This window comes from Actinoplanes sp. NBRC 103695, assembly GCF_030269485.1.
Taxonomy (GTDB): domain Bacteria; phylum Actinomycetota; class Actinomycetes; order Mycobacteriales; family Micromonosporaceae; genus Actinoplanes.
On sequence record NZ_BSTL01000016.1, the window covers coordinates 46,958 to 72,779 of the forward strand.

Consider the following 25,822-nt stretch of genomic DNA (forward strand, 5'->3'; position numbering starts at 1 on the left):
CCGGCCATCCTGCCAGCTCACGGCCGCACGAACCTGAAACCCGTTTCAGCTGCCGGGGGAGTGACGCGGGCGAAGAGCATGACCCCACCGTCGGAGGTCACCCTCCGATAGCCGGGCACCGCATCCGGAGGGTCGAGGACGGCCACCCATTCCGGCCGGACCACGGCGTTCGGGTAGAAGGGGAACAGGTAGACCTCGCAGCGGGCGGTGAGCTGCGGCGCCAGTCGCTGGTCGGCCGCCACGACCGCGTCGTCGGGGATCCGCGTCAGCGCCGACCGGATCGCCGCGGCCGCCGGGTCACGCCGCCAGGTGGCCGGATCGGCCAGGGCGTTGAGCGGCAGCACCGCCGACGCGGACACCGCGACGGCCAGGCAGGCGGCCGGCAGCCACCGGCGGCACCGGTCGAGCAGGGCCGGCGGAGCGTCCAGCATCGCCACGAAGACGATCGGCATCAGCACCGCGCTGTAGTGGTACCCCGGCCCCCAGTAGTGCGGGTTGTCCGCCCAGAATCGCCAGGCCAGCGTGGGCAGGGTCAGGAGCAGGAGCGGTGAGCGTACGCCGAGGAAGCCGGTCGGAAGCAGCAGCAGGACCACCGTCAGCAGTTTGATCGGGACCCCGGTCAGCGGCGCGCTGCCGGAGGTGTAGGCGTAAGCGCCGGCCTGGTTGAACGCTGGAATGAGGACCAGGACGATGAGCAGGCCGGCGGTGACCGCACCGCCGACGGTCGCGAGGCCGAGGCGCCACCGGCCGCGCAGGACGAGGTAGGCGCCGATCGCCGCGACGGTCAGCGGCAGGTCCTCCTTGACCAGCAGCAGCGGCGCCGCCCAGACCACCGCCACGCCCCACCGCCGTCGCACCAGGCACTCGAGGCTGAACGCCAGGAGCGGGACGGCGAAGCAGATCTCGTGGAAGTCGAAGCCGGCCGCCTGCTGGATGCCCCAGGACAGCCCGTAGGCGGCGCCGATCGCCAGGCCACCACGGTTTCCGAAGCGCGCGACGGCCAGCCGGGTCACCGGCACCGCGGACACCGCCAGCAACGCGGCCTGCACGATCAGCAGGGTGATCGGGCTCGGAAACACCCGGTAGATCGGTGCGAGCAGGATCAGGATCGGATGGAAGTGGTCGCCGAGCAGGTGGACGCCGGGCCCCTTCAGCGGCGCGAGCGGAGCGCCCAGACCGGCGTAACCGCGCACCCCCTGTTCGAAAATGCCAAGGTCAAAGGCGTTGGTGCGCACCCTGAGGTGCTTCGTGACTGCCATCATGGCGTACGCCGAGAAGAGCGCGACCGCCAGCAGAGCGACTCGTTTTCGCACGCGGCGATGATCGGCAACGCCGCCTGAGCCGGTCCTGAAGCGGGCTGAAGTTCACTTCAGGTCGGTCGGTTCCACACCACTGATCGGCGATCCGCGGTACTCAGGGCATGCCGCCCGGCGCCGACGTCGCCATCGACCACTCACAACCTGACTGGCCGACCAGGTCCGCGCAGCCACCCCAGGTGGTGTCGACATCGTGCTCGACGCGGTCGGTGGACCGGTTCTTCAGTCCAGCCTCGACCTGCTTGCGCCCTTCGGCCGCGCCGTGGTCTACGGCGCCGCGACCGGAGAACTGGAGCAAATCCCGGTCGTCAAACTCTTCGAGCTGCGATCTGTTACCGGCTTCAACCTCACCGCCCGGCGCCACGCGAACCCGGACCAGGCACGCCACGAGATGGACGAGATCGGCGACCTGTTCGCGGCAGGCCAGCATAGGCATCCGCACATCGGCATGACCGGTTCCGGTCAGCGGCCGAGTACGTGTGCCGCAGGTCTTCTACAAAGGATTCATGCGTACGTTGACGTCAGTCGCCCGTCATTGTGTGTCCCTTGCGCGATGTGGGAGCGCTGCTCCGCGTTCCTCCTCCTCGCCGTCCTCGTCGCCGTCGCCCATGTCGAGGGAGAGGCCGTGATCGCCGAGATCCGCGATGGAACGGTGGAAATCTTCGGCAACCCGGGAGGCCTTCGTGATCTCGCCCGCCGGGGCCTCGCGCTCTCCGACGAACAAGCACCAACCGGAGCGCACGTCCATCTCGATCCCGGATCTATCTCACTCGCAGTGGAGTCGACGCCACTGATGCTCGCACGCCATCTGGGTGATGACCCCGGGCTGTGCAACTGCTCCAGGAGAACGGCCGTCCGGTCCGCGACGCGTTCGCCGAGCAGGTCGTGCAGAATGAAAAGAACCTCGGTGATGGCCGCATAGACGATCACCGCGTGGATCAGGTCCTTGTAGGCCGCGGGGAGTTCTGGCCGCACCTCCACCGGTTCCCAGCGGGGCGGGTCGTCCAGGACAGTTCCGCCGGCTGCCCAGCTTGCCGATCACCGCCAGCCGTTCGCCGATACCGGCAGCGCCCGGCAGAAAGTCACGGAGCACCTCCAGAGCCTGCCCCGCGTCGTCGAGGACCGTCGGCAGGGCCGGCACCGCCGTCGGAATGGATGGGTTCGCTGCGTTTGGTGCCTTCCAGTTGGAATCCGGATTTGTCGGCGACGCGAGGTTTCGCGCTAGCCTGGGAAGCCCACCAGTTGCGCGGAAATCCGCCGTTAGCTTCTTGCCACCAGGCGTGCAGCCGGACTTGCGGACTCGATCCGCTGGGTGCTGATCAGCGCTGCCAGATGCTCGTGGACTTGGTTGAGATCGAGGTCGTTCGTGAGCTCCGTGGCCTCGACGTCAATCTTGCGCAGCCCGGGTCGACCGAGATCGATCTCCGAAGGAGGCGCCTCATCTGGGCGCGCAATCAGAGCAACGATGTTTTCGCTCTCATCGTAGTAGGCCATTAGTTTCATTGTTCAACATCCTTCAGTGGCCGTCTGGCCCGGGAATGATTACGGCTACGGTGATCGAGAAGGCCTCTATGGGCGTCGAGCCGATGTTCGTGACATACGCGCCGACGTGATACCCGATGGTGAAGAGACCGCTTGACGGTGAACCAAGAGGCGATTTGATTGACCACGATTCGACGTCTGAAACCCTCATGGTTGCTTGACTAGGAGAGCTCATCGTCACTGGGTGCGGAGTCAGCACGACCGCCGTGTTACTGAACGCGTCAGACGGGCCCCAACTGACCCCCTGGTGGCGCCTGGCTGTAACACCGCCGACTCGAAGGGAGTGCCATAAGAGTAGATACCCACTATACTAACTGTCGCCATGGCGACCTCCATGCGTACGTTGAGGTGAGACGCACCCCAAGGGTCTGTCACTCAAACGGCTCCGGCCTAGAAAAGGTGGCCGTTGTGAGGGCTTACGCGAGCAGGATTCGTCAGCGGAGGAGAGGGAAGCCGCCCGCCCATACATCTGCCGTTTCAGGAACTTGACCTTGATGTTCGCGCCCCCGGAAGTCGGTTGACGTCCGCAAACGTCGATAAATTCCTATGTCGACAGCAAGCTTGTGTTCTGGCTCAGCGTCACGCAGGACGATGATCATGTCGCCGGGGCACACGGCGACTCCTCCTCGGCCCTCGCCGACCACCCGCATGCGCCGGCCCGGGACCACCCGGGCACTGCGCAGTAACGAGCCACACGTGTCCAGCGTGACATAGGCGTTCCACTCATCTCCTTGAATGCCCTCGCTGGGCATCGCTCCGTCACCGGAGGATGCGGGGTCGGCCATACTCATCCCGCCACGGGGGGTTCGGCGAGAGCCACGCGGAGAGGGCCAGTACCACAGGTACCTCGCCGCGTGGCTTACCCAGCTGGTTACTGAGCGCTTTCGTCCCGAGAAGCAAGGATCCGATAATAGACAGCCTGAAGCTCAGCAGCATTAGTCTGAGCAACTTTGGCGAGCTCGGAGTTGACGTGGTACGTAATCACTCTATGAAACTCGACCGGATCGGCCAGGTCGCAGATTTCCGCTGGAACATCTGAGACCCTGTGCAGCGTGTGCTGTGGATCAGCGGGAAGAATGTAGGTCGCTATTTCACTCCTAGGGGATTCTTCAACCTGAGCGGCGATGATTTCGCCGCTCGCATCCTTGATGACTAGCATGTTTCTTGTTGTCATCATTTTATGCATTCCCTCCACCCGAGAGGCCGAAAAATGTCGCATTCCACCCTGGACTATACGTATTCGTCACCAGGCACCAATACGACCAGTCGGTTCCTCCGTTGGAGTAGACAAATCGCTTCTGAAAGTTGCTTGTCTCGAGTTGAGTGGTACCAGAGGGCGTAGGAAAAGTGCTAAAAGGCCTAGCGCCTGCCATCGTCCATTGAGCTCCTCTGTCCTGTCCCACCCCGGCTGGGGCGAATCTCACACTAACCCACATGCTATTCCCGTTGGCTAGCCAATAGTTGCCTATATCATTGAATGCCATTTCGCCTTACCCTTCGAGTTCGGGCGTTTCAGATGATCGCAGTAGGTCCTTGTACCAGACTGCGCGAATGATCAATGTGCCCTATTGATAATTATCACCGCCTTGGCTCGTCGCCTTCCACGTCGCTCCGATAGCCGACACATGCAACGAACGGATTGGTTCTGCGTTTTCACCGTTGCACCCCAACCTGCTCGCGAACCTTGCGCCAACCTTGCGAAAAGGGCACTGGGGCACGGAGAGCACTGTCAGTGGCGAGGTTGATCACGGGGAACGGCTATCCAACCGGCCCGCGGGGCACGGTCGACTGCGTTCCAGGTCAGCAGCGGTTCCATCCGGACCAGTCGGTATCGCGGATGTTGCAGTAAGTGTGGAAGTCGGTGCCGATGACGCTCACCGTGAGCGGCGCCGGGTTCACGTGCCAGACACCGTCGACGGCCTTGCCGCCGCCAGGCAGTTGCAGCCACCCGGTCCAAGCGGTGTCGCCGGCATAACGCTGCGCGATGTGGTAGATGCGTTGGTCCGTGCCGACGACAAACGCTTCCTGAATGGTGTTGGGGTTGACGAAATCCAGAACGTCGGTGCTGCACAGCGCGAATCCGGTGAAGTCGCCACGAATGACCGGGTAGCTGCAGGGTTCGAAACTGGCGTCGGCCCGTTGCTGGTCTCCTGCCATGGCGGCGGTCGCCGGGAGTGCCCCGACGGCTAGAACTGTCAAGGCGAGCACGTGTACCAGGCGTCGGAGGGTGTGCTGTTGAGGCTTGGATGCATTGCGCATGAGGTATCTCCCGCGGTCGGTGGCGCCGAGCCGGCTTGGTTCATCCCGTTGCGAGGCCACCCGAAGACGTTGAAATCATGCTGCTCGAAGGCGGTGAGTCGGTCCTCGACCTGGTCAGGCCCGCATCGGTCTGTCTCCATACCGGCTCAAGTATCAGCACGAGCACCTTGCGGCGTCGTTGGAGCGCAGCGCTCGACCATTGGATTCGGGCGCACACGTTGCCCGCCTCAAATCCGAGCAGCTGTACAAGTCAGGACAGAAAGCTGACACGTCGACAGAAGGATGCTATGCACTGAACATGCCCACCGTCTGGCGCGCGACCGACTTGGTGCCGTCGGAGCGGGCGGAATCCTTCGTCAACTTCGTCGGCGAATCGGTCGTCTCCTACGGGAATCCCGCGGGCATGGTGCTGGGAGACCGCGACCAGGTCCGGATCGCGGACACCGGCCCGTTGCGGATTTTGAGGATCAGCTGGACCGAGGGCAGGGCCGCACGAGGGACGACGCAGCTTCGCCGGTCCGATCCCGAGCTGTGCAAGCTCGACGTCCCACTGTCCGGGCGTTTCGCTGTCGAACAGGCCGATCGGCAAGCTGCCCTCGACGTCAACACGTTCACCTTCGTCGACACCGGCAGGCCACATCGCATCGCCGCGCAACGGCTCGATCTGGCCATCGTCATGTTCCCGCGGGCCCTGCTGCCACTTCGGGACAAGGACGTCAATGCGCTCGCCGGCGCGACCTTCGACTCAACGCTGCCGGGTGCTGCATTGATCACCAGCGTCGTCCGTGAGGTGGCCAGGAACCTCGACACCTACAACGGGCAACGAGCAGCGAGAATCGGCGCCTCCGTCCTCGACCTGATCGCGGCAACGCTCGCGACCCGACTAGACCGCGCCGATGCGGTCACGCCCGAGTCCCGACGGCGCGCACTGGTACTGCACATTCGCGCCTACATCGAAGACAACCTCGGCAACCCGAACCTCGCACCACCGCTCATCGCGGCCCGACACCACATTTCCCCACGCCACCTGCACAAGCTCTTCCAAGACGAAGCAACGACCGTGGCCGGCCTGATCCGCGCCCGCCGCCTCGCCCGCTGCCGAAAAGACCTGCTCGACCCCGCCCATGCCACCAAACCAGTCAGCGCCATCGCGGCACGCTGGGGACTGCGCGACGCCGGATACTTCAACCGGATATTCCAAGCGCAGTACGGCGTCCCTCCAGGCGAGTACCGCCGAACAGCGGCCCTGGACAAGCACTCAATCCACCGTTGGCTAGATTCACCGGCGCGACAACCGAGCGCGCGTCAACGGACGTAGCCGCGGCTCAACATTCCCGCTCTGGTGCTGCAGCCGGCCCTGGCGTTCAGCATGACAACCTTGCACTGCCTATCATCACGTCCGGGCTGGTCAAGCATGTCTATGCGCAAGGTGGGTGCCCTGTCATCGGCAAGAGCGTGCGTCGGGCTGCGTCGGCGTGCGTCACACCGAGTGACAGCTCACCGCCGGTCGCCGCGCACGGTCGGCGGCAGAACAATGCAGTCGATCTTGGACCGAAGGGACCTGGATCGAACGGTTGTCACTGACCACCGACAATGATTACTGGTATGCGTTCCAGCGAATTTGTACCCTCCCTCCCTATGAATGAGATCGCATGGTTCTACCGGCAGCCAAGCGCGACCTCCGACCTCGGGCGCCACCGAGACCAATTGCCCGGCCTTCCGGCTGACCCTGAGGCACTCAGCGCAGTCGTGCGAGGTCTGCTGATCCACAACTACACAGCGGAAGTTCAGGGCCTGCGATTTTCGACCGAGCGCATGTCGCAGAAGGAGACCGTCGGCGCCGAAGCGATCCTGGACAACGTGATCGGCATCGATGCGGCGCCCTTGCGTCACGAGCGGCCCGTCGAGCAGAGAATGTTCGGCTTCTGCTACCACTTCGCGCTGCTGCACTGCGCCTTGCTCCGCGCAACAGGCACCCCAGCCCGTGTCCGATGCGGCTTCGCCGGCTACTTCGCGACGCAACTCTGGATCGACCACTGGGTGGTTGAGTACTGGGACGGTTCCGGCTGGATTCTCACCGACCCCCAGACCGGGCGCAGCAACTTGACTGATGACGACTTCCAGGACGGCGTCACCGCCTGGAATCTATGTCGCGGTGGAGCTTCGCGGTCGGCCGCGTACGGCAACGGAGAGCTGTGGGGCTGGGACGAGCTGCGAGGCAGCCTGATCAATGACGTCGCCGCCCTCAACAAGGTCGAGGTCTCCGGCTGGTACTGGTGCGACCGCCTCCAGGTGGAGCCCCTCGATCAGCCGCACGATGAACTCGACAAGTCACTCGACGTCCTCGCCGAGCTCGCGGCCGCCGCGGAGTCGGTCGACGAGATCAGGAAATGCTTCGACCTGTATCCGGAGCTAAAGCCGCCGGCAGAAGCCGTCGCGCGATAGAACGCCCTCTCATCGGCAGAGCCGGACGGCACCAAGGGTCTGCAGGAACTACCCTCGGTAGTCGATCTTCGTGCTGGCTTCGGATCGGCCATCGGCTGGCCGCCGCGCTTGCGGATCTTCCGACGGCCGCGGGCGTACTCGGTTGCGTACGCGGCTTCGAGCCACTACCCGTACGCCCGACATGTCGAACGCGACCAGATGGGCCGGGCGCCTCCGGACCATCTCCGACAATCGGTGACCGGCGGACAGGCGGCGCTGCAACAGAGAGAAGTTGCACCTGCCACGCTGGGTATCCCAGACCAGCAGCTCGCCATTTATCTCCAGCTCGACGTCATTGTGACGCCTGGCGTCGTGCCATCGGGTCGTGGACATGTCTGACACAGGGCGCTGGGTCATGGGGCGCAGTAGACAGCACGGACGGCGACGGCCGCCCTGGCGCTATTGCCCACGGTCGGCGGCATGACAGTACGGCTGATCATGTGCGTTACCGAATTGCGAGCCAATGAAGAATGCCGGTGAAGTCCGCGTCGGTCAGGCCCCTGAGCGGATCGACGCGATGGAGAAGAGCACTTCCCTGGTGATGGGTCTGAACCCATCGGCGGTCGGTGTCACTGATCTCGTCGTCGAGCCAGATGAACGTGCGCTCGCCGGCCCACTCGGTGAGGCGCTTCGTCTTCCAATGCAGCCCGCGGATGGGGATCTCGTCGTCATCCGGAACTCGACGACCGGCAACTGCGGCAGGCCAAGCCGAGGCGCAACGACCTCGTTCGCGTCGGTCATCCACGTCGTCGCCCAGGCCAGCTCGCATCCCAATCCCAGCAGCCTGCGGCCGTCATCTGGGTTGAGGCGATCCAGCAGCGGATTCCCCGGCCGTGTAGCGAACGCGATGGCGTCACTCGAGGCGAGCGTGCGCCCGGCCGGCCGAGCCCGGAACGGAATGAGCGGACCATCGACGTCCAGGAACAGCGACGGGCGGTCGTCAGGGCCAGCGATCACGCTGGCGAACCTACCGCAGCGGCAGACATCGCCTCGCCCATGCCGAGCACTCTCGGCGGCAGATGAGTGAGCGTCGCGGCTTCGTGCAGGATGGGCCCATGCATACGATGCACCCAAGAGCGCAAACTTCAAGTCTGGAGTCCGCGGCGGCGGGTCGCAGCATTTAGGCCGGAAGCAGCGGCAACCGCCGTCGTCCTGCACCGTCGTCGCGTACCTGCGACTCGTTCTGCCACAAGCCGAGCACACTGGTCGGGTGTAGGCAGCCCAGCGCGTCGAGCACAGTCATCTCGCCTGCGATCTCCTTGGCCATCAGGTCGGCAGCCTCTGCAATGTGCTCACGGATTCCCGGTGTGGTGAACAGCCGGTTGCAGGCTTCGCAGTTGCCACCCACTTCGCTTTTCGGTGCCACCTCGACGTTCCAGCGCTGCCCGATCCACTCCATGACGTGGTAGGGCCCACGTAGATAGATCCAGTTCAGCAACGCGCTACGCAGTCCATGTTCGATTGCCGCGCGGAGGTTGCCCGGCCGGAAGTCCGGATCCAGGACTAGCTGGAGACTCTTCGCGGTGGAGGTCCGGCTCGCCTTGCCGGGGTTCTTCGGGTTGCCGGGTCTCCTCGGTGCGTGCGCTTGCTGCTGGCGCTTTCGCCGGGTGTGGGCTTTCGGTTGGTCTGCCAGGCGCCCGGGTGCCTGCTCACCGTCGCTGCCGGCGCTTGCGGCTCTGCCCGGGCGCGGTCAGTGGTAGCCGGGCACGAGAGTGGTAGCCGAAGGCGGCATCCGGCCTGGACGGCCCGCCACGACCGCTCTGGCCGACCGGTCTCGCCCGGCCGGTGGTAGGACCAGGCGCTATCCGAGACCGCTGACCGCTCTGAGCTACCACGCGCGCGGACCGTGGTAGCCCAGCGCGGCATCCACGCCGAAATACCGCCCTGGCCCACCACTGCCAGCCTGGTCTACCACTCACGTCCGCTCCTACCACCAAACCGCGCCCGGCCACGGCCGCGCCCGGCCACGGCCGCGACCGGCCGCAGCAACGGTGAGCAGGCACCCGGGCGCCTGGCAAGCCGCCCCGACCCCGCACCGGGCGCAAGCGACGGCAACGAGGGTGAGCAGGCACCCCGCCCCGACTCCGCAGGTGGCCACGCTGGCTACTTCGGGCCTCGCCGCCGGCGCGCTGGCACTGACCCCGGGGCCGGCGCAGGCGGCGGCGACCTACGACGGCCAGTGCGGCGCCGGATACAGGCTCGCATCGGAGTTGCAGATCACCGGCGGCACCGTATTCCTGGCCAGGAAACGTGACGCCGGCTGCGCGGTCACCATTCGCACCAACCCTGGCGCCAGAATCCGGATGAGTGTGTGGATCCGGGCCTCCGGCACCACGACGTGGATCAGCGCCCCCGGCAACTACACGCACTACGCCGGTCCGGTCTACAGCTCCAGCCCCTGGCAGTGCTGGGACTACGGCGGCCAGATCAACGGTGCCGGGGGTACCCGGTACGACGTCTGCCCACCTTTCGAGGAGTAGCCGTCAGGTAGACGGTCGGGCCGAGCTGCCGAGGCGTTCCCAAGGCGGAGCTCCGGGACAGGGGTCCTCACTCGAGGGCGCCCCGTGGACCCGGAGCTCCGCCGGCAGCTGTGAGAGCGGCGCCGCCTACCAGGCTCTATGCCGGCGAGCCGCTCAGTTCGGCGCGTCCCTCGCCGATACCGCCGCGCAGGTCATCGAACAGCATCAGCCTGGGTCTTGATCGATACTAAGATCATCTCTATATTGCTGGTGTGAACCATATGCGCGAGCCCACCTTCTGGATCCTCACGTCGCTCGCCTCGGCGCCGCGGCACGGCTATGCCCTGATCCAGGACGCGGAGCGGTTGTCCTCCGGCCGGGTGCGGCTGCAGGCCGGAACCCTCTACGCGGCGCTCGATCGCCTGGTGGCCGAGGGTCTGGTCGCACCGGACCGGGAGGAGATCGTCCGCGGGCGGGCCAGGCGTTACTACCGGCTGACCGACGACGGCGCCGCGGCTCTGGACGCCGAGGCCGCCCGGCTGCAGGCGAGTGTGGACGCGGCCACCGCTCAGCTCTCCGCGCGACGGCACTTCGGGCTCGGGCCCGCCGGCACCGGACTGGTGGCCTCATGACGGCGCACGAGCCGGGCGAGGAGCAGGAGACCACCACGGGGGTACGCCTGGAGCGACGTTACCGCCGGCTGTTGCTCTCCTATCCGCCCGGTCCGAGGCGGGAGGAACTGCTCGACACCCTGATCGAGGGTGCCCACGCCGGCGGACGGCGGCGACCGTCGGTGCGCCAGGTCGCCAATCTGCTGCGGTGCGGGTTGCGCGCCCGGCTGGGACATCCCCGCAGCCGCGGCATCGTGGTCCTCGCCACGCTGATCGCCCTGCTGGCCGGGGTGTTCGGCGCCGCCGCCGTCGCGCCGCTGGGCTGGCGGCCGGCGCCCGCGCTGCCGGGCGGCGCCGAGTCCGACGCGCTGAAACGTGAGGTGTTCCCCGGCCTGGTCGCCTGGGGTGGCGGCGACGCGGCCCGCTGGGTGCCGACCGGTGACGGTGAGGGGGAGCAGTACGGCTTCGCCGACTACTGGGTGTGGCACACGGCCGAGACCCGGGATGTGGCGGCCTACACCACCCGGGTGCGGGACCGGCTCGCCGCGGGCGGCTGGACCATCCGGCACGACGTCGAGCTGACCGGGCCCGAACCGGACAACGTCGGGCCGGCCTGGCGGTCGGCGACCTTCACGGCGACCCGGGACGGCCTGATCCTGCGCTTCGACGACACGGTGGTCGACAAGACGGCCCCGTGGAGCACCGAGGGCAGCGCCGGGTTCGCACTGTCGCGTGCGGCGCCGCCCGTCCTCTGGCTGCTCGTCGCCGTCGCGGGCCTGATCGCCGCCGTGCTCGCCTGGCTGCTGACCGGGTGGGTGGCGCGGCGCGTCGAGGGCCGCCGGCTCCTGCGGGCGGTCATCGTCGTGGCCGTGGTGGCCGGGCTGGCGGTGCTGCTGCCCGCGGCGGCCTTCGCGATGCTGTGGGCGTCGAACAGCGATCATCCTCCGCTGGCCGAGGAGGTCCTGTTCCTCGGGCTGAGGCTGGTCCTCGGGTGGCTCGGGCAGCCGGTCCTGGTCGCCGGGTGCGCGGTGGTCCTGGTGGCGGCGATCCCCGGCCGGAGCGAATGGGCACGGCCGGTGCGCGCGGCGACCTTCGGTGCGGCCGTGCTTGCTCTCCTCGCGGCCGGTTCCGCCGGGCGGCTGCCTGATCTCCTGGACGGCGACCGGCTGCCGGCCACCGCCGCGGCCCAGCCCTGTGTGCCGGTGGCGCCCGCGGGCTCGGGCGCGGTGAGTGAGGACCGGCTCAGCTACGTGTCGCGTGTCTTCGTCCGGCCGGACGCGACACCGGAGCAGCGCAACCTCATCGAGGCGGCGATCGGGCGCACGCCGGGAATCAGGAGCCTCACCTTCTCCTACGACCCCACGTCGCAGGAGTACCGGGACGCCTACTGCCACGGGGCGCCGCTGGTGGCGGGCTCGGGCGGGGCCCTCCCGCACTTCTGGCAGGTCGACCTGAGCAGCCCCGGCGTCCTGCCCGGCCTCGCCGCCGAGGTCGGCGCCATGCCCGGGGTAGTCGCGGTCCGGCCGGCCTGATCCGTCGAGGGTGGCCCGGCACGTCGGGCTGGTGATTCCCGATGGCCGTAAGCGGTCATCCATGCGTTTTCCAACCGTCTCCCATCGTCCTATGGGTACCTGTGGCGCGAGACTGACACTCTCGTAGGTGCGCGAACACGATGAGTGAGGTGGCGATGGCTGACACGATGTCCGACGTTCTCCGGGCCACCGCCGGGCCGGATCTCTATCGCCTGAACGCCTTTCGTGCCAACGGATTGCCGACGGTCGCCGATCGGCGCCTGGTCCGGCAGCGGCGGCAGCAGGTGGTGGCGGCGCTGAGCATGGGCGCCGATGTCGACGGCATCCCGTCCGATGTGGATTCCGACGAGGTGCGCGCCGCGTTCGACCGGATCCTCGAAGATCCGCGGCAACGGCTGATCGACGAGATGTTCTGGCTGTGGGAGGTGCCCGGCACCGACTGCGGCTGCCCGGCCTCGCTGCACGGCGAGCACGACCGGGCCGTGATCGCGCATGGGATGGCGCTCAACCGTGAGTTCCAGGTGACCGATCCGCGCGGCGCCGACCGGGCCGACCTCGATCGGCTCTGGTCCGAGGCGGCCGGCCACTGGGACAAGGTTCTGCGGCGCAACGCCACCTGGGAACACCTGCGCCACCGGGTCCGCAAGCTGGACGACCGCCGGCTGGACGAGTCCTCGGTCGACGAGCTGCGGTCCGGCCTGCCCGCCGCGCTGCTGCGGCCACTGGTCGCGCTGGCCGTCGAGGCCGGCCGCCCGGAGCGGCTGTCCGGCATCATCCGCGGCTGGAAGGGGCAGAACGCCCTGGGACGTGACCTGCTGGCTGAGGCGGCGAGCACGCAGTACGAGGCGGTCGACACCGCCGTCCGGCAGGTTCGCGGACTGCTCGACGAGAGTGCGGTCGACGAGGCGATCCGCACGCTCAACGCGGTCACCGGCTCGGTCACCCGCCTGCGCGCGCTGCTGCCCGCCGACGAGTCCCGCCGCACCGCGAACGCCAGCGAGCTGGTCGCGATCAGCTGGAACAACTGCGCCAACCGGCTGTTCGAGATCAACGGGCCGGTCGGTGAGGATCGCTACGACATGATGTTCGACCAGGCCGAGGCGCTGGCCGTCGTACCGGAGACACGCGCGGCGATCCGGGAGAACCGCGACGACTTCCGGAGGGTCGCCGACGAGCTGGCCGCGCTGCTCGACCGGATCACCCGGCTCGCCGCGTCGGGCCAGCGAGGGGCGGCATGGAGCCTGGCCTCGCAGATGCGCGTTCAGCTGGCGGGGATGCCCGGCGCGGTCGACGAGATCAACCGGGTGACCCGTAACCTCGGGGCGGCCGGCGTGGGCACCAACAGTCGCGCCGTGGGTGCCTGGATCGTCCTGGTCGCGATCGTCATCGGCCTCTGTGTCGGGCTGGCCAACTGCGACGGCGGCAGCGACTCGGCCGCCGGCCCCGGGCCGGAGGTGAGCACGCGGTGGACCGCACGGTAGCGCTGCGGGTCACCGCTCCCGACGGCGCCACGCGCGGCGTCGAGCTCGACGCCGGCACGGTGACCATCGGCCGGCGGGCGCCGGAACAGTCGCCGGACGTGGCGCTCAGCCCCGACCCGCAGCGCTGGGTCGGCCGCCTGCACTGCTCCCTCGACCTGATCGACGGGCGGTGGATGGTCACCGACAACGCCAGCGTCAACGGCACCCTGCTGCGGCGCGACGACACCGTCGAGCGGCTGGTCGGCCGGCGCCCGATCCAGCACGGCGACACGGTTCTGATCCTCGGCGACATGACCGCCGAGGGCGAGCCGGTCTACTGGGAGCTGCTGTTCCTCGACCCGCACACCACCCGGCGGGCACCGATCGAGGCCCGGCCGGCACCCGCCGGACATGGTCCCTGCCTGCGCTACGACTGGGTGTCCGCCCGCGCCTTCCGCTGCGGCGCCGGCGGCGAGGTCCCGGTCACCGGGCTCCGGCCGCAGGGCCACCAGCTGCTGCGCTACATGGCCGGACGCAGCTCGGAGGGCGCCGCCGTGGCCTGCGACCATGCCGAGCTGATCACCGCGTTGTGGGGCGCCCGCGAGGAATGGGCCGCCCACCGGTCGTACAACAGGGGTGATCTGGCCGGGGTGGTCCGGGCCGTGCGCCGCAGCATCGAGGCCGACCCGTCGGTGCCGTTGATCCTGGAAACCGTCAAGGGGATCGGCTACCGCCTCAACGTGTGCGGTGATCCGGCGTGACGTTGCTGTCCAGCGGGGACCGGGTCACCGACACCCTGGTCGTCGACCGGCTGCTCGGCGAGGGCGCGTTCGCCGAGGTGCACCGGGTCCGCCACGAGTATCTCGGCTTCCAGGCGATGAAGGTGTTCAAGCAGGTCGCGTCGCTGGAGAGGACCCGCGAGATGCTCGGCGAGGCGCAGCTGCTGTCGACCCTCGGCCACCCCAACATCGTGCGGTTGTTCGACGCCAACATCGTCGAGACGGCGGCGGGTCTGCGCGGGTTCTTCACGATGGAGTACGTCGCCGGGGGCAGCCTCGAGCGGCTCAACCGGTCGCACAACGGGCAGGTGCCGGTGGACCTGGTCGTGGAGATCACCGAGCAGATCGCCGAGGGGCTGACCGTCGCGCACCGGCAGATCCCGCCGATCGTGCACCGCGACCTGACCTTGGCGAACATCCTCATCGGGTACGACGGCACCGGCATGCGCGTCCGGATCAGCGACTTCGGCCTGGCCAAACGCGCCGACCCGTTCACCCATCTGGCCAGCGCGCAGGGCACGTACGCGTTCATGGCCCCCGAGGTGCTGCGCCAGCAGGGCTACTCCTGCGCCAGCGACGTCTGGTCGGTCGCCACCATCGCCTTCCTGCTGCTCACCAACCACGTCCCGTATCACGACGGCGGGCAGTTCTCGTCGTTCTCGATGGCCCGGTTCCAGCGCCCGCTGCTGCCGCCGAGCGCCTACAACCCGGAGGTCGACCCGGCGCTCGACCGGATCCTGCTGGACGCGCTCGCGGTCGACCCGAAGAGCCGGCTACCCACCGGACGGGCGCTGTCCGAGGCGTTGCGGGAGCGGCGAGCCTCGCTGACACCACAGCCGCGTGCTGTGGGCGTACCCCAGAAAAAGCCGGGCGTGCGCGCCCAGGCCCTCGCCGACGAGGCCTTTGCTCTGTCGCGCCGACCGGGCGCGCTGACGCGTGCCGCCGACCTGCTGGAGGAGGCCGTGAACCTGTCACCGCAACTGCGTGACCGGCATCTGCACACCCTGACCCTGTGGCGCCGAGGGGTGATCATGTGACGTGGCGAGAGCAGTTCCGGCAGCTCCGGCACCACCGGGCCTTCCGCATCCCGCCGCCGGAGTGGCCACCGGAGCAGCAGAAGCAGCTGGCGGCGCTGCTCCGCGCGCTGGACACCGCCAAAGCCGCGGCCGAGCCCGGGCCCGAGATCGACACCAAGGCGCTGGCCACCGCGGCGACCAACCTGTGGCGGGCCCGGCGGCGGCTCGCCCAGCAGACCGGCGGCGACCGTGCCCAGGCCCGGCAGGCCGGTCGCTACCTGCAGGCGTGCCAGGAGGCGCTGGCCGACGCGGGCCTGGTGGTCCGCGATCACGACCGGGAGAGATTCCACTCCGGACGGTCGTTGGAGGCGCTCGTCTTCAACGAGGACCCGGCGGTCGACTTCGAAACCGTGACGGAGACCGTACGGCCGTCCGTCTTCCTCAACGACGAACGCATCCAGATGGGACAGGTGATCGTCAGCTGTCCCGTGCGGGCCGAGAACAACCACGGGAGCAGCCATGCGTGACACCATCGACTTCGGCATCGACCTCGGCACCACCAACAGCGCGATCGCGGTGGTCGAGGACGGCTCGCCGGTGATCGTCAAGAACAACGACGGGTGGGACATCACCCCGTCCGTGGTGTGGATCCCCAAGCCGGGTGTCGTGCACGTCGGCCGGGCCGCCCGCGACCGGGTCGAGTTCGACAGCGGCAACGCGGCCGGCGAGTTCAAGCTGGAGATGGGCCTGGCCGACGCCGGCCGTACCTTCGTCAACGGCCAGGTCACGATGGGTCCGGTGCAACTGTCGGCCGAGGTGCTCAAGTCGCTGCGGGCCGACGCCGCGCACCTCACCGGCGAGGCGCCGGACGCCGCCGTGATCACCGTGCCGGCCGCGTTCGCGCTCAACCAGAACAAGGCCACCACCGAGGCGGCGGCGCTGGCCGGCTTCACCGTGGCCTGCCCGCTGGTGCAGGAGCCGACGGCGGCCGCGTTCGCGTACGGCTTCCAGAAGGCCGAGGACGACGCGTACTGGATGGTGTTCGACTTCGGCGGCGGCACCTTCGACGCGGCGGTGGTCAGCAAGCGTGACGGCGACCTTCGGGTGCTCAACCACGCCGGCGACTCCTACCTGGGCGGCAAGCTGATCGACTGGGCCGTCGTCGAACGGCTGCTCGCCCCCGTCGTGGTCAAGGAACTGAAGCTGACCGACTTCACCCGGGACAACCCGCAGTGGCGGGCGGCGTTCGCCAAGCTCAAGTTCGCCGCCGAGGAAGCCAAGATCATGCTGTCCCGGCGTACGTCGGTGGAGATGCTCGTCGACCTCTCGCTGCCCGGCGGCCGCACCGAGACCATCGAGCACACGCTGCACCGCGACGACGTCGACCGGGTGGCCGAGCCGTTCTACGTGCGCGCGATCAACCTGTGCCGCGGCGCCCTGGCCGAGGGCGGCCTCGACGTCGACGACATCGACAAGCTGCTGCTGGTCGGCGGCGTCACGCTCAGCCCCGGCCTGCGGGACCGGCTCGCCGACCCGGGCCAGGGCCTGGGCATCGAACTGGACCACAGCCTCGACCCGACCACGGTGGTGGCACGCGGCGCGGCGATCTTCGCGGGCACGTTGCGCCGGCCGGCGACCACGCCCGCCAAGGTCGCCGCCGGTGAGTTCGCCGTCGAGCTGGCCTACGACCCGGCCACCACGATCAACACGCCCACGGTGGCGGGTCGGCTGCACTCACCGGACGACGTCGACTGGTCCACCTACCAGGTGACGATCAAGAGCGCCGATTTCCGTACGCCCGCGGTCACGCCGAACGCGGCCGGAGCCTTCGCCACCGAGGTCTTCGTCGACGACCTGACGACCGCCCGGTTCACCGTCGAGCTGCTCAACGGCGCCGGCGAGCCGCAACGCATCACCCCCGACGGCCTGTCCATCACCCACCGCAACGTCGAGTTCGGCGGGGTGCGGCTGGCCCACTCGCTCGGCATCCAGCTGGCCGATCGGGCTTTCGCGCCCCTGGTCCGCAAGGGCGCCACCCTGCCCACCCGCGAACGCGAGGTCTTCCGCACCTCCACCGCGCTCAACCGCTCGGACGCCGACGCGGTCATCCGCATCCCCGTGGTGCAGGGCGAACGGCCGCGCGGCGACCGCAACCGGCAGGTCGGCATCCTGGAGATCCGGCCCAAGGACGTACGCATCGACCTGCCCGCCGGCAGCGAGGTCGAGGTGACCTTCGAGGTGGACGAGTCCAGCCTGGTCACCGTCGTCGCCGACGTGCCGCTGATCCAGACCCAGTTCGAGGCGGAGATCGCGCTGGACGACGTGCGCACCCCCGAACCGGCGGCGCTGACCGGCATGCTGGATGACGCCGAACGGCGCATGGCCCACCTGCGCGGCGCGGTCGGCTCGGGCGACTCCACCGAGGCCCGGGACCGGCTCGAAGCCCTCGACCGGGAAGGCGCCATGACCGGGGCGCGCGAGCAGGTGCAGGCCGCCGGCGTGGACGCGGGCGCGGCCGCCACAGCCGAGGACCGGCTGCGCAACGTGCAGGCCGAGATGGACCTGATCGAGGACGCGGTCGGGCTGCCCGACCTGACCCGCCAGCTGCGCGAGGCTCTGACCGACGCCGACGAACTCGCCGCCACCGACGCCGACCGGCGTGAGGTGGGTGAGCTGCGCCGGCGTGCCCAGGCGGCGATCGACGCCCAGGACCGGGCCGCGATCCAGGCCCAGCTCGACCGGGTGCACGAGTTCCTGGTCGACGTCGAACGGCGGGCGCCCGACTGGCCGGTCAAGGTGTTCTTCATCCTCTGCTCGGAACACGAGAAGATCGGCGTCACCGGCCAGGCCGACCTCCTGATCACGCAGGGCCGGCAGGCCATCGCCGGCCAGAACCCGCGTTCCCTGGACGCGGTGAACCAACGGCTGATCCGGCTGCTGCCGACCGAGGTGGCGGGCAAGATCGGCGGTCTCCAGCGGTGACTGCCCCAGGCCCGCACCACACGCTCGGCGAGGACCTCGACCTCGACCGGGCCCGCCAGGCGGCTCGCTCGGGCGACCTGCACGGCGCGCTCGCCCTGCTGGCCGGCGCGAACTCGGTGGCGGCGCTCGACCTGCGGGCCCGGGTGCTGGCGCAGCGGGGCGAGTTCGCCGAGGCGGACGCGGCCTGGGAGCGGGTGCTCGCCCTCGACCCGGGCCACGAGGGCGCCGCGGCCGGGCGAAAGGCGATCGCGGCGCGCCCCCGGCGGCGTTTGCTGGCGCCGGCCGCCGGCGGGGTGGTCGTTCTGATGCTCCTCGGCGGGGTGCTGTGGTGGGCCCGGCCATCGGGTCCGCCGCCGCCGTCGCAGGCGCTGCCCGCGGCCACGCCGACCACGGCACCGGTCACGCCCACGCCCTTGTCCCCGCCCTCGCCGTCGGCCGGTGATCGGCTCGCGGCTCGGCTCGAGGGTCCCGATCGGACGGTGACGCGGGCGGGGGAGGACGTGCGGGTGGTGTTCGACGATGGGCTGTTCTCGCGTGGCGAGGTGCTCGCACCCGAGGCGGCCGGCCGGCTCGGCCGGGTGGGCCGGGCACTGCGTGGCACCGACGTGACGGTCACGGTCGTCGGCCACGTCGTGCCCGTGGCGGGCGGGCGCACCTCCGGCGGGTCGACCGTGGCGCTGGCCCGCGCCCAGGTGGCCGCCGCCCGGCTGTCGGCCGCCAGCAGACTGCCGCTGACGGCATTCACACTGGTCAGCGCCGATCAGAAAGGCGGCCCGCACGAGTCGGCGGCCCGGAACCGCACGGTCACCCTGCTGATCCACCCGTCATCATGAGGTTCCGCCGGGTGCCGAGGCGGCGGTAATTCTTGCTGCCCGTGGATCGGGGATGAGTCCGTCATGGACTGTCCTTGGCGGACCGGTGGTCCTGGAGCGGGCGACATTTCCTTTGTGTTTCTCTTGCGAGTCGTCTGTGACCCATGGCACAGTCAGTGGCACTCAGTGCCGCGCATCAATGGATTGGCGGCACAGCGTGCTTGCCAGGAGGTCGCAAATGAGTCGAATAGTGCTGGTTCGTGAGCGATCGAAGTGGCTCCCTGCCGGGCTGGCCCTCGCGACCGCGTTGCTGGGTGCGACGGTGGTCTCCGGTCCGGCCACGGCGGCGGTGAGCGCTGCGGCAGCGGCGAGCACAGCCCCGAGATGCGCGGAGCTGGCGGGGGTGGAGATTCCGTCGTCGGCGATCAGCCTGCCGACCCGCGGCGGCCGCGTCGAGTCGGCGTCCCTGGTCACCCAGGTCGTGAGCGGCAGGACCATCGAGTACTGCAGCGTCCGCGCGGCGCTCTTCCCGAGGGACCCGGCCGCTCCGGACATCAAGCTCCAGATCGGAATGCCGGTCGGGTGGAACCGCGCCACGATGATGTTCGGCGGCGGCGGTTACAACGGAACGATCCCCGACGTCACCCAGAACGTGCCGTTCGGCCGTCCCGACTCGCCGGCCCCGCTGGCTCGCGGATATGTGACGTACGGAAGCGATTCCGGTCACCAGGCAGGTCCCACGGCGTCCCTGGACGGATCCTTCGGCCGGAACGACGAGGCCCTTCGGAACTTCGCCGCCGGCGATGCGCTCCGGAAGACCCACGACGCCGCCCAGTACCTCGTCCGTCGTGGCTACGGCGTGAGATCCGGGCGGGCGTTCTTCGCGGGCGGCTCGACGGGTGGTCGCGAGGCTCTGGTCGTCGCGCAACGGTGGCCGGACGCCTTCGACGGCGTCATCTCCGCCTACCCCGCGTGGAACAACATGGCCGAGATCCTGTTTCTCGGGTACCTCGCGCAGCTGATGTCCCGTCCCGGCGCGTTCCCGGGGCCCGCCAAGCAGACCCTGCTCTACAACAGCGTCATGGCGGCATGCGACGGACGGGACGGCGTCGAGGACAGGATCATCTCGAATCTGGCCGCCTGTCACTTCAACCCCCGGGTGCTCCGCTGCCCGGCGGGTGCCGACACCGGGCCCACCTGCCTCTCCGACCCGCAGATCGCGTCGGTGGCAGCAGCGTCGTCACCGTTCAGCTGGCCGTACCGCATCGCCAGCGGCGAACGGTACTACCCCGGCTTCCCCTTCCTGTCGGGCGCTGACATGCGGACGCCGTATCTCGGGTTCGGCACCACCGCGCCCGCCAACCCCATGCCGGCGACGAGCGCGTACGGGTTCCAGTACTGGTCTCAGTGGGTGAAGTACTTCCTGACCAGGGATCCCGGCTACAATTCTCTCGATGTCGACCCGCGGCGGCCCGGGAAGTGGCTTTCCCGGATCAGCTATCTCTCCACCATTCAGGATCGCAACAACGTCGACCTTCGTCCCTTCGCACGTTCCGGCGGACGGCTGATCCTGATGCACGGCGCCGCGGACGAGCTCGTCTCCCATCGGTCCACGAACGACTATTACCGGCGCGTGCTCGCCACGGTCGGCGCCCGGCAGACGAACGAGTTCATGCGGTACTACGTCGCGCCAGGCGCGAATCACGCCAACTTCGGCGCGCCGGCGTTCGCCGCCACCTGGGACTCGCTCTCCGCCCTGGAGCGGTGGGTGGAGGACGGGCGGCCGCCTGCCCGGCCGGTGGTGCAGGACCCCAGGGACGGCCGGACACGTCCGCTCTGCGAGTACCCGCGCTGGCCGAGATACCACTCGGGTGATCCCGGCAGCGCACAGAGCTTCGTGTGTTCGCTGTGACCCCGGGCCGGGTGGCGGTGCGTACGCGGGCCCTGACCAAGGTTTTCCGGGGTTTCCGTGCGGTCGACGCGGTGGACCTGGAGGTTCGCGAGGGGAGCGTGCACGCGCTGGTCGGGCCCAACGGCGCCGGCAAGACCACCTTGTTCAACCTGCTGACCGGCTTCCTGTCCCCGACCTCCGGGGCGATCACGGTGTTCGACGAGGACGTCACCGGCAAACCGCCCGAGCAGGTGGCACGCCGGGGCGTGGCGCGGTCGTTCCAGATCACCAGCCTCTTCGAGACCCTGACGAGCCGCGAGCACGTGGAACTGGCGCTCCAGGGACACGGCAGGCAGGGATTCCGGTTCTGGCGGTCGGAGAAGCTGCTCGGCCGGAACCGGGCCCGCGTGGACGAGCTGCTCGCACAGGTGGGACTGACGTCGCTGGCGGACAAGCAGGTCGGACTCCTTGCGTACGGGCAGAAGCGTGCGCTGGAGCTGTCACTGGTGCTGGCGCTCGACCCACCGGTGATGCTCCTCGACGAGCCGACGGCCGGGATGGGGATCGAGGATGTCGACCGCACCATCGAGCTGGTCCGTCGCATCTCCGCCGGCCGCACCGTGGTGTTCGTCGACCACAACATGCACGTCGTCGGCAGCCTGGCGGACCGGGTGACCGTGCTGCAACAGGGCAGGGTCCTCGCGGAGGGCGGTTACGACGAGGTCCGCAACGACGAACGGGTGATCACCGCGTACCTGGGCGAGGCCGACCATGCTTGAGGTCACCGGTCTGAAGGCGTGGTACGGGCAGGCGCAGGCGTTGCACGGGGTGGACGTACGGGTGGGCGAGGGCGAGGTCGTCTCGCTGGCCGGCCGCAACGGCGCCGGCAAGACCACCCTCGTACGGTGCCTGATCGGCCTGCACCGGCAGGTCGGCGGTGCCGTGTCCCTCCACGGCCGGGACATCACCGGTATGCCGGCGCACCGGAGGGCTCGCGCCGGCATGGGCTGGGTCCAGGACGACCGCGGCATCTACGCCAGCCTGACGGTGGAGGAGAACCTGTTGCTCCCGCCCAGGGTCTCCGACCGGGCCTGGACGCTGGAGCGGGTCTACGAGGCGTTCCCCGTGCTCGCCGAGCGGCGCAAGGCGTCGGGCACCACGCTGTCCGGCGGGGAGCAGCAGATGCTGGCCATCGCCCGGGTGCTGCGGACCGGGGCCCGTCTGCTGCTCATGGACGAGCCCTCCGAGGGCCTGGCCCCGGTGATCGTCGCCCGGATCGGGGCGATCATCCGTGAGATCAAGGCCACCGGCGCCGGCGTGCTGCTCATCGAGCAGAACGTCAAGTTCGCCGCCACCGTGGCCGACCGGCACTACCTGCTCAGCCAGGGCCGCATCGTGGAAACCCTCGACAACTCCGAATTCCGGCGCCGCGAGGGCGACCTCCTCAAACACCTCGGCATCTGACCACTGTGGAGAAGATCATGATGAGCAAGCGAATCTGGGCCGGCGCTTCGGCCATGACGGTCGTCCTGCTTCTCGGCGCCTGCGGTGGCGGGGGCCCCGGGGGGTCGGGTGGCGCCTTCTCGGGGGACAAGCTGGTGCTGGCCGTGCTCAACGACCAGTCCGGGGTCTACAAGGACGCGTCCGGACCGAACTCCGTCAAGGCGGTCAAGATGGCCGTCGCCGACTACCAGAAGAAGTACGGCGACAAGGCGGTCGTCAAGAAGATCGAGGTGACGTCGACCGACCACCAGAACAAGCCGGACATCGCGAACACCAAGGCCTCGGAGCTGTACGAGCGCGGGGGAGCGGACGTCATCCTGGACGTGCCGACCTCGTCCGCCGCCCTGGCCGTCGCCAACCAGGCGAAGACGCACAAGAAACTGTTCCTCGACGTGAGCGCGGCGACCACCGCGCTGACCGGCGCCCAGTGCAACAAGTACACCTTCCAGTGGGCGTACAACACCTACCTGCTCGCGACCGGCACCGGCACGACCGTCACCCAGAGCGGTGGCAAGAAGTGGAACATCATCTTCCCCGACTACGAGTTCGGTCAGAACATGACCAAATCCTTCACCACGGCGATCACCAAGGCCGGCGGCACCGTCCAGGGGACCATTCCGACGCCGTTCCCGAACGAGAACTTCGCGACCTTCCTCACCAAGGCCGGCAGCACCAACCCCGACGTGATCGGCACGATGCACGCCGGCGGTGACCTGATCAACCTGGTGAAGCAGTTCAACGAGTCGGGGCTGAAGGAGAAGGGCGTCGAGCTGGCCGTCGGCCTGATGGTCATCAACGACATCCACTCGCTGGGTGTGGAGCAGTTCGCCGGCACGCTGTTCACCGACCCCTGGTACTGGAACATGGACGCCGAGGCACGCGCCTGGGCCGACCGTTTCCTGGCTGAGACCGGAAACCGCCCGAGCTTCGAGCACGCCGGCAACTACTCCGCCGCGCTGCAGTACCTGGAGGCGGTCCAGGAGGCCGGCACCGACGACGCCGACGCGGTGGTCGCGAAGCTCGAGGGCAAGAAGGTCAACGACGTGTTCCTGCGCAACGGCGAGATTCGCGCCAAGGACCACTCGGTCGTCCACGACGCCAACCTCGCCCGCGTCAAGAAGCCGGCCGACGTGAAGGAGCCCTGGGACTACGAGGAGATCGTGACCAAGATCCCGGCGGCCAAGGGGTTCCCGCCGGCCGAGGCGTCCGGCTGCTCGATGAAGCCATGAGCGCGGTTCTTCAGTACGTCGTCCAGGGACTGGCGGCCGGCAGCTTCTACGCGCTGGCCGCCCTGGGGCTGGCGGTCATCTTCGGTGTCCTGGGCGTGGTGAACTTCGCCCACGGCGCGTTCTACATGCTCGGCGCGGTCACCGCGGCCGTCCTGCTCGACACCCTCGACCTCCCGCTGTGGTGGTCGCTGCTGGTGGTGCCGGTGCTGATGTTCGTCTTCGGCGTCGTGATCGAGCGGCTGCTCGTCCAGTGGCTGCTCCGGCTCGACCCGCTCTACAACCTGCTGCTCACCTTCGGCCTCACCCTGGTCTTCGTCGAGCTGGTCAAGCAGAGGTACGGGGTGTCCGGGCTGCCGTACCGGCTGCCGGGCGGGCTGCAGGGACGCGTCGACCTGGCCGGCGTGGTACTGCCGCGCTACCAGCTGTTCGTCCTGCTGTTCTCGGTAGCGGTCTGTGTGCTCGTCTGGCTGCTGATGACGCGGACCAGGGTCGGCATGATCGTCCGGGCGTCGACCGAGAAGCCGGAGCTCGCGCGTGCCCTGGGCATCAACGTGGGCCGCTGGGTGACTCCGGTCTTCGGCTTCGGCGTCGCGCTCGCCGGCCTGGCCGGTGTGCTCGCCGCACCGTTCCGGGCGATCACCGCCGACATGGGCAACAACTTCGCGATCATCCTGTTCGCGGTCGTGGTCATCGGCGGGCTCGGCTCGATCGTCGGCGCGGTCGTCGCCGGCTTCCTGGTCGGCCTGGTGGAGGCCTTCGGCCAGGCGTACGCCCCGACGTTCGCGCAGATCCTCATCTTCGTCCTGATGGCCCTGGTCATCCTGGTCCGGCCGGCCGGACTGTTCGGACGTCAGGAGGCGACCGCATGACCCAGTCCGCGATCACCGAGGCCCCGGTCGCCGGGCCTGACGTTCCCGTCGCGCGGCGGAGCCCGAGGCTGCGGTGGATCTTGCTGGCCGTCGGTCTGGTGGCGGCGCTGGCGCTGCCCTGGTTCGTCTATCCGCCGGTGGCGATGGACATCGTGGCGATGGCGTTGTTCGCGATCGCCCTGGACATCCTGCTCGGCTACACCGGCCTGCTCTCCTTCGGACACGCGGCGTTCTGGGGCAGCTCGGCGTACGTGACAGCCCTGATCGCGACGCACTACGGCGTGCCGTTCCCGGTGGCCGTCCTCGGCGGCGCGGTCTTCGCGATGATTCTCGCGCTTCCCATCGGGTACGTGTCGGTACGCCGCTCCGGGATCTACTTCGCGATGGTGACCCTCGCCTTCGCGCAGATGGTCTACTTCATCGGCTACCAGTGGAGCGACCTGACGGGCGGCGAGAACGGGCTGCAAGGCGTGCCCCGGTCCTTCTTCGGCATCGAGCTGGTGGAGACCGAGTCGTTCTACTTCTATTACGCGGCGCTGCCGATCCTCCTGTTCGGCATGTGGGCGGCCTGGCGGATCGTGCACTCGCCGTTCGGGCGGGTCCTGGTGTCGATCCGGGACAACAGCCAGCGCGCCCGGGCGCTCGGCTACGAGGTGGAGAAGTACAAGGTCATCGCCTTCGTGCTCTCCGCCGGGCTGACCGGCCTGGCCGGCGGTGTGTTCGCCATCAGCCACGGCTTCGTCGCGCTGACCGAGCTGCACTGGACCACCTCGGGCGACGTAGTGCTGATGACGGTTCTGGGCGGCATCGGCACGCTGTGGGGAGGAGCCGTGGGCGCCTTCCTGACCGTGATGCTCGCCGATTACCTGGCCTCCTCCGGCTTCCACGGCATCGACCTGGTCACCGGCTCCGTCTTCGTCATCGTGGTGCTGCTGTTCCGCCGAGGAGTCTGGGGAACCGTCCGCCACCGCTGGATGGTCCACCGGCAGAGACGTCTGTCGTCGCGCCGGTGAGCCGCCACCAGCATGGTGCGGGGCTACAGTTCGGCGGACCTCACGATGCGCGGGACCGAAGTCCG

General features: G+C 68.7%; 23 protein-coding genes and 1 pseudogene. 18 read left to right on the plus strand and 6 right to left on the minus strand.

Translation table 11 applies throughout. The features are described from left to right. Nucleotides 1–17 precede the first annotated feature (17 nt). On the minus strand, nucleotides 18–1,313 hold the full coding sequence (locus QSK31_RS27930) for a DUF2079 domain-containing protein (protein ID WP_285687385.1): 1,296 nt from the start codon (nucleotides 1,311–1,313) through the stop codon (nucleotides 18–20). A 196-nt stretch (nucleotides 1,314–1,509) separates the two neighbouring features. Here QSK31_RS27930 and QSK31_RS27935 point away from each other — a divergent pair, with 196 nt between their 5' ends. Then, the gene (locus QSK31_RS27935; protein ID WP_285687386.1) at nucleotides 1,510–2,238 is read left to right on the plus strand and encodes an Imm32 family immunity protein; all 729 of its coding nucleotides are present in this window, start codon (nucleotides 1,510–1,512) and stop codon (nucleotides 2,236–2,238) included. A gap of 338 nt (nucleotides 2,239–2,576) precedes the next feature. Here QSK31_RS27935 and QSK31_RS27940 read toward each other — a convergent pair whose 3' ends face one another. The 3 genes from QSK31_RS27940 to QSK31_RS27950 all read right to left on the minus strand — a co-directional run bounded on the left by QSK31_RS27940 (nucleotide 2,577) and on the right by QSK31_RS27950 (nucleotide 5,117). After that, the gene (locus QSK31_RS27940) at nucleotides 2,577–2,810 is read right to left on the minus strand and encodes a hypothetical protein (RefSeq protein WP_285687387.1); all 234 of its coding nucleotides are present in this window, start codon (nucleotides 2,808–2,810) and stop codon (nucleotides 2,577–2,579) included. A 919-nt stretch (nucleotides 2,811–3,729) separates the two neighbouring features. Next, nucleotides 3,730–4,017 (minus strand): hypothetical protein, encoded by a 288-nt coding sequence (locus QSK31_RS27945; protein ID WP_285687388.1) that lies wholly within the window; start codon nucleotides 4,015–4,017, stop codon nucleotides 3,730–3,732. Nucleotides 4,018–4,658: 641 nt separating this feature from the next. Further along, nucleotides 4,659–5,117, minus strand: coding sequence for a PLL family lectin (locus tag QSK31_RS27950; RefSeq protein WP_285687389.1), 459 nt, complete (start codon nucleotides 5,115–5,117; stop codon nucleotides 4,659–4,661). Between the two features lie 298 nt (nucleotides 5,118–5,415). On the opposite strand from QSK31_RS27950, the gene QSK31_RS27955 reads away from it, so the two are divergent. Continuing rightward, nucleotides 5,416–6,435, plus strand: coding sequence for a helix-turn-helix domain-containing protein (locus tag QSK31_RS27955; RefSeq protein ID WP_285687390.1), 1,020 nt, complete (start codon nucleotides 5,416–5,418; stop codon nucleotides 6,433–6,435). 320 nt (nucleotides 6,436–6,755) lie between these two features. Continuing rightward, nucleotides 6,756–7,562, plus strand: coding sequence for a transglutaminase-like domain-containing protein (locus QSK31_RS27960; protein WP_285687391.1), 807 nt, complete (start codon nucleotides 6,756–6,758; stop codon nucleotides 7,560–7,562). Nucleotides 7,563–8,046: 484 nt separating this feature from the next. On the opposite strand, the pseudogene QSK31_RS27965 reads toward QSK31_RS27960, so the two are convergent. Both QSK31_RS27965 and QSK31_RS27970 read right to left on the minus strand, forming a co-directional pair. Further along, nucleotides 8,047–8,558 (minus strand): annotated as a pseudogene (locus QSK31_RS27965) (HAD domain-containing protein). 163 nt (nucleotides 8,559–8,721) lie between these two features. Beyond that, nucleotides 8,722–9,039 carry a hypothetical protein gene (locus QSK31_RS27970; RefSeq protein ID WP_285687392.1) on the minus strand — a complete coding sequence of 106 codons (318 nt, stop codon included), beginning with the start codon at nucleotides 9,037–9,039 and terminating at the stop codon, nucleotides 8,722–8,724. A 622-nt stretch (nucleotides 9,040–9,661) separates the two neighbouring features. Between QSK31_RS27970 and QSK31_RS27975 the strand changes: the two genes are divergently transcribed. The 15 genes from QSK31_RS27975 (at nucleotide 9,662) to QSK31_RS28045 (ending at nucleotide 25,757) form a co-directional block, all read left to right on the plus strand. Next, complete coding sequence (locus QSK31_RS27975) at nucleotides 9,662–10,081, plus strand: hypothetical protein (RefSeq protein ID WP_285687393.1); 420 nt, start codon at nucleotides 9,662–9,664, stop codon at nucleotides 10,079–10,081. A 260-nt stretch (nucleotides 10,082–10,341) separates the two neighbouring features. Continuing rightward, the gene (locus tag QSK31_RS27980; RefSeq protein WP_285687611.1) at nucleotides 10,342–10,692 is read left to right on the plus strand and encodes a PadR family transcriptional regulator; all 351 of its coding nucleotides are present in this window, start codon (nucleotides 10,342–10,344) and stop codon (nucleotides 10,690–10,692) included. Beyond that, nucleotides 10,689–12,203 carry a hypothetical protein gene (locus QSK31_RS27985; protein ID WP_285687394.1) on the plus strand — a complete coding sequence of 505 codons (1,515 nt, stop codon included), beginning with the start codon at nucleotides 10,689–10,691 and terminating at the stop codon, nucleotides 12,201–12,203. The genes QSK31_RS27980 and QSK31_RS27985 overlap by 4 nt, the downstream gene beginning before the upstream one ends. Nucleotides 12,204–12,358: 155 nt before the next feature. Further along, nucleotides 12,359–13,684 carry a hypothetical protein gene (locus tag QSK31_RS27990; RefSeq protein WP_285687395.1) on the plus strand — a complete coding sequence of 442 codons (1,326 nt, stop codon included), beginning with the start codon at nucleotides 12,359–12,361 and terminating at the stop codon, nucleotides 13,682–13,684. Further along, nucleotides 13,669–14,424 (plus strand): FHA domain-containing protein, encoded by a 756-nt coding sequence (locus QSK31_RS27995; RefSeq protein WP_285687396.1) that lies wholly within the window; start codon nucleotides 13,669–13,671, stop codon nucleotides 14,422–14,424. Before QSK31_RS27990 ends, QSK31_RS27995 begins: the two co-directional genes overlap by 16 nt. Beyond that, nucleotides 14,421–15,479 (plus strand): serine/threonine-protein kinase, encoded by a 1,059-nt coding sequence (locus QSK31_RS28000; protein ID WP_285687397.1) that lies wholly within the window; start codon nucleotides 14,421–14,423, stop codon nucleotides 15,477–15,479. The genes QSK31_RS27995 and QSK31_RS28000 overlap by 4 nt, the downstream gene beginning before the upstream one ends. After that, entirely contained in the window at nucleotides 15,476–15,985 is a 510-nt protein-coding gene (locus QSK31_RS28005; RefSeq protein ID WP_285687398.1) for a hypothetical protein, read from the plus strand. The genes QSK31_RS28000 and QSK31_RS28005 overlap by 4 nt, the downstream gene beginning before the upstream one ends. Beyond that, on the plus strand, nucleotides 15,978–18,440 hold the full coding sequence (locus QSK31_RS28010; protein ID WP_285687399.1) for an Hsp70 family protein: 2,463 nt from the start codon (nucleotides 15,978–15,980) through the stop codon (nucleotides 18,438–18,440). Before QSK31_RS28005 ends, QSK31_RS28010 begins: the two co-directional genes overlap by 8 nt. Beyond that, nucleotides 18,437–19,273: a hypothetical protein gene (locus QSK31_RS28015; RefSeq protein WP_285687402.1), complete on the plus strand. Its 837-nt coding sequence runs from the start codon at nucleotides 18,437–18,439 to the stop codon at nucleotides 19,271–19,273. The genes QSK31_RS28010 and QSK31_RS28015 overlap by 4 nt, the downstream gene beginning before the upstream one ends. A gap of 217 nt (nucleotides 19,274–19,490) precedes the next feature. After that, entirely contained in the window at nucleotides 19,491–21,164 is a 1,674-nt protein-coding gene (locus tag QSK31_RS28020; protein ID WP_285687404.1) for a tannase/feruloyl esterase family alpha/beta hydrolase, read from the plus strand. Beyond that, nucleotides 21,161–21,922: an ABC transporter ATP-binding protein gene (locus QSK31_RS28025; RefSeq protein ID WP_285687612.1), complete on the plus strand. Its 762-nt coding sequence runs from the start codon at nucleotides 21,161–21,163 to the stop codon at nucleotides 21,920–21,922. The genes QSK31_RS28020 and QSK31_RS28025 overlap by 4 nt, the downstream gene beginning before the upstream one ends. After that, the gene (locus QSK31_RS28030) at nucleotides 21,915–22,607 is read left to right on the plus strand and encodes an ABC transporter ATP-binding protein (RefSeq protein ID WP_285687407.1); all 693 of its coding nucleotides are present in this window, start codon (nucleotides 21,915–21,917) and stop codon (nucleotides 22,605–22,607) included. Before QSK31_RS28025 ends, QSK31_RS28030 begins: the two co-directional genes overlap by 8 nt. Before the next feature lie 20 nt (nucleotides 22,608–22,627). Next, on the plus strand, nucleotides 22,628–23,875 hold the full coding sequence (locus QSK31_RS28035) for an ABC transporter substrate-binding protein (protein ID WP_285687409.1): 1,248 nt from the start codon (nucleotides 22,628–22,630) through the stop codon (nucleotides 23,873–23,875). Next, a complete protein-coding gene (locus tag QSK31_RS28040; protein WP_285687410.1) occupies nucleotides 23,872–24,744 on the plus strand; it encodes a branched-chain amino acid ABC transporter permease in 873 nt (290 codons plus the stop codon). Before QSK31_RS28035 ends, QSK31_RS28040 begins: the two co-directional genes overlap by 4 nt. Beyond that, the gene (locus QSK31_RS28045; protein WP_285687411.1) at nucleotides 24,741–25,757 is read left to right on the plus strand and encodes a branched-chain amino acid ABC transporter permease; all 1,017 of its coding nucleotides are present in this window, start codon (nucleotides 24,741–24,743) and stop codon (nucleotides 25,755–25,757) included. Before QSK31_RS28040 ends, QSK31_RS28045 begins: the two co-directional genes overlap by 4 nt. The last annotated feature ends 65 nt before the right edge of the window (nucleotides 25,758–25,822 follow it).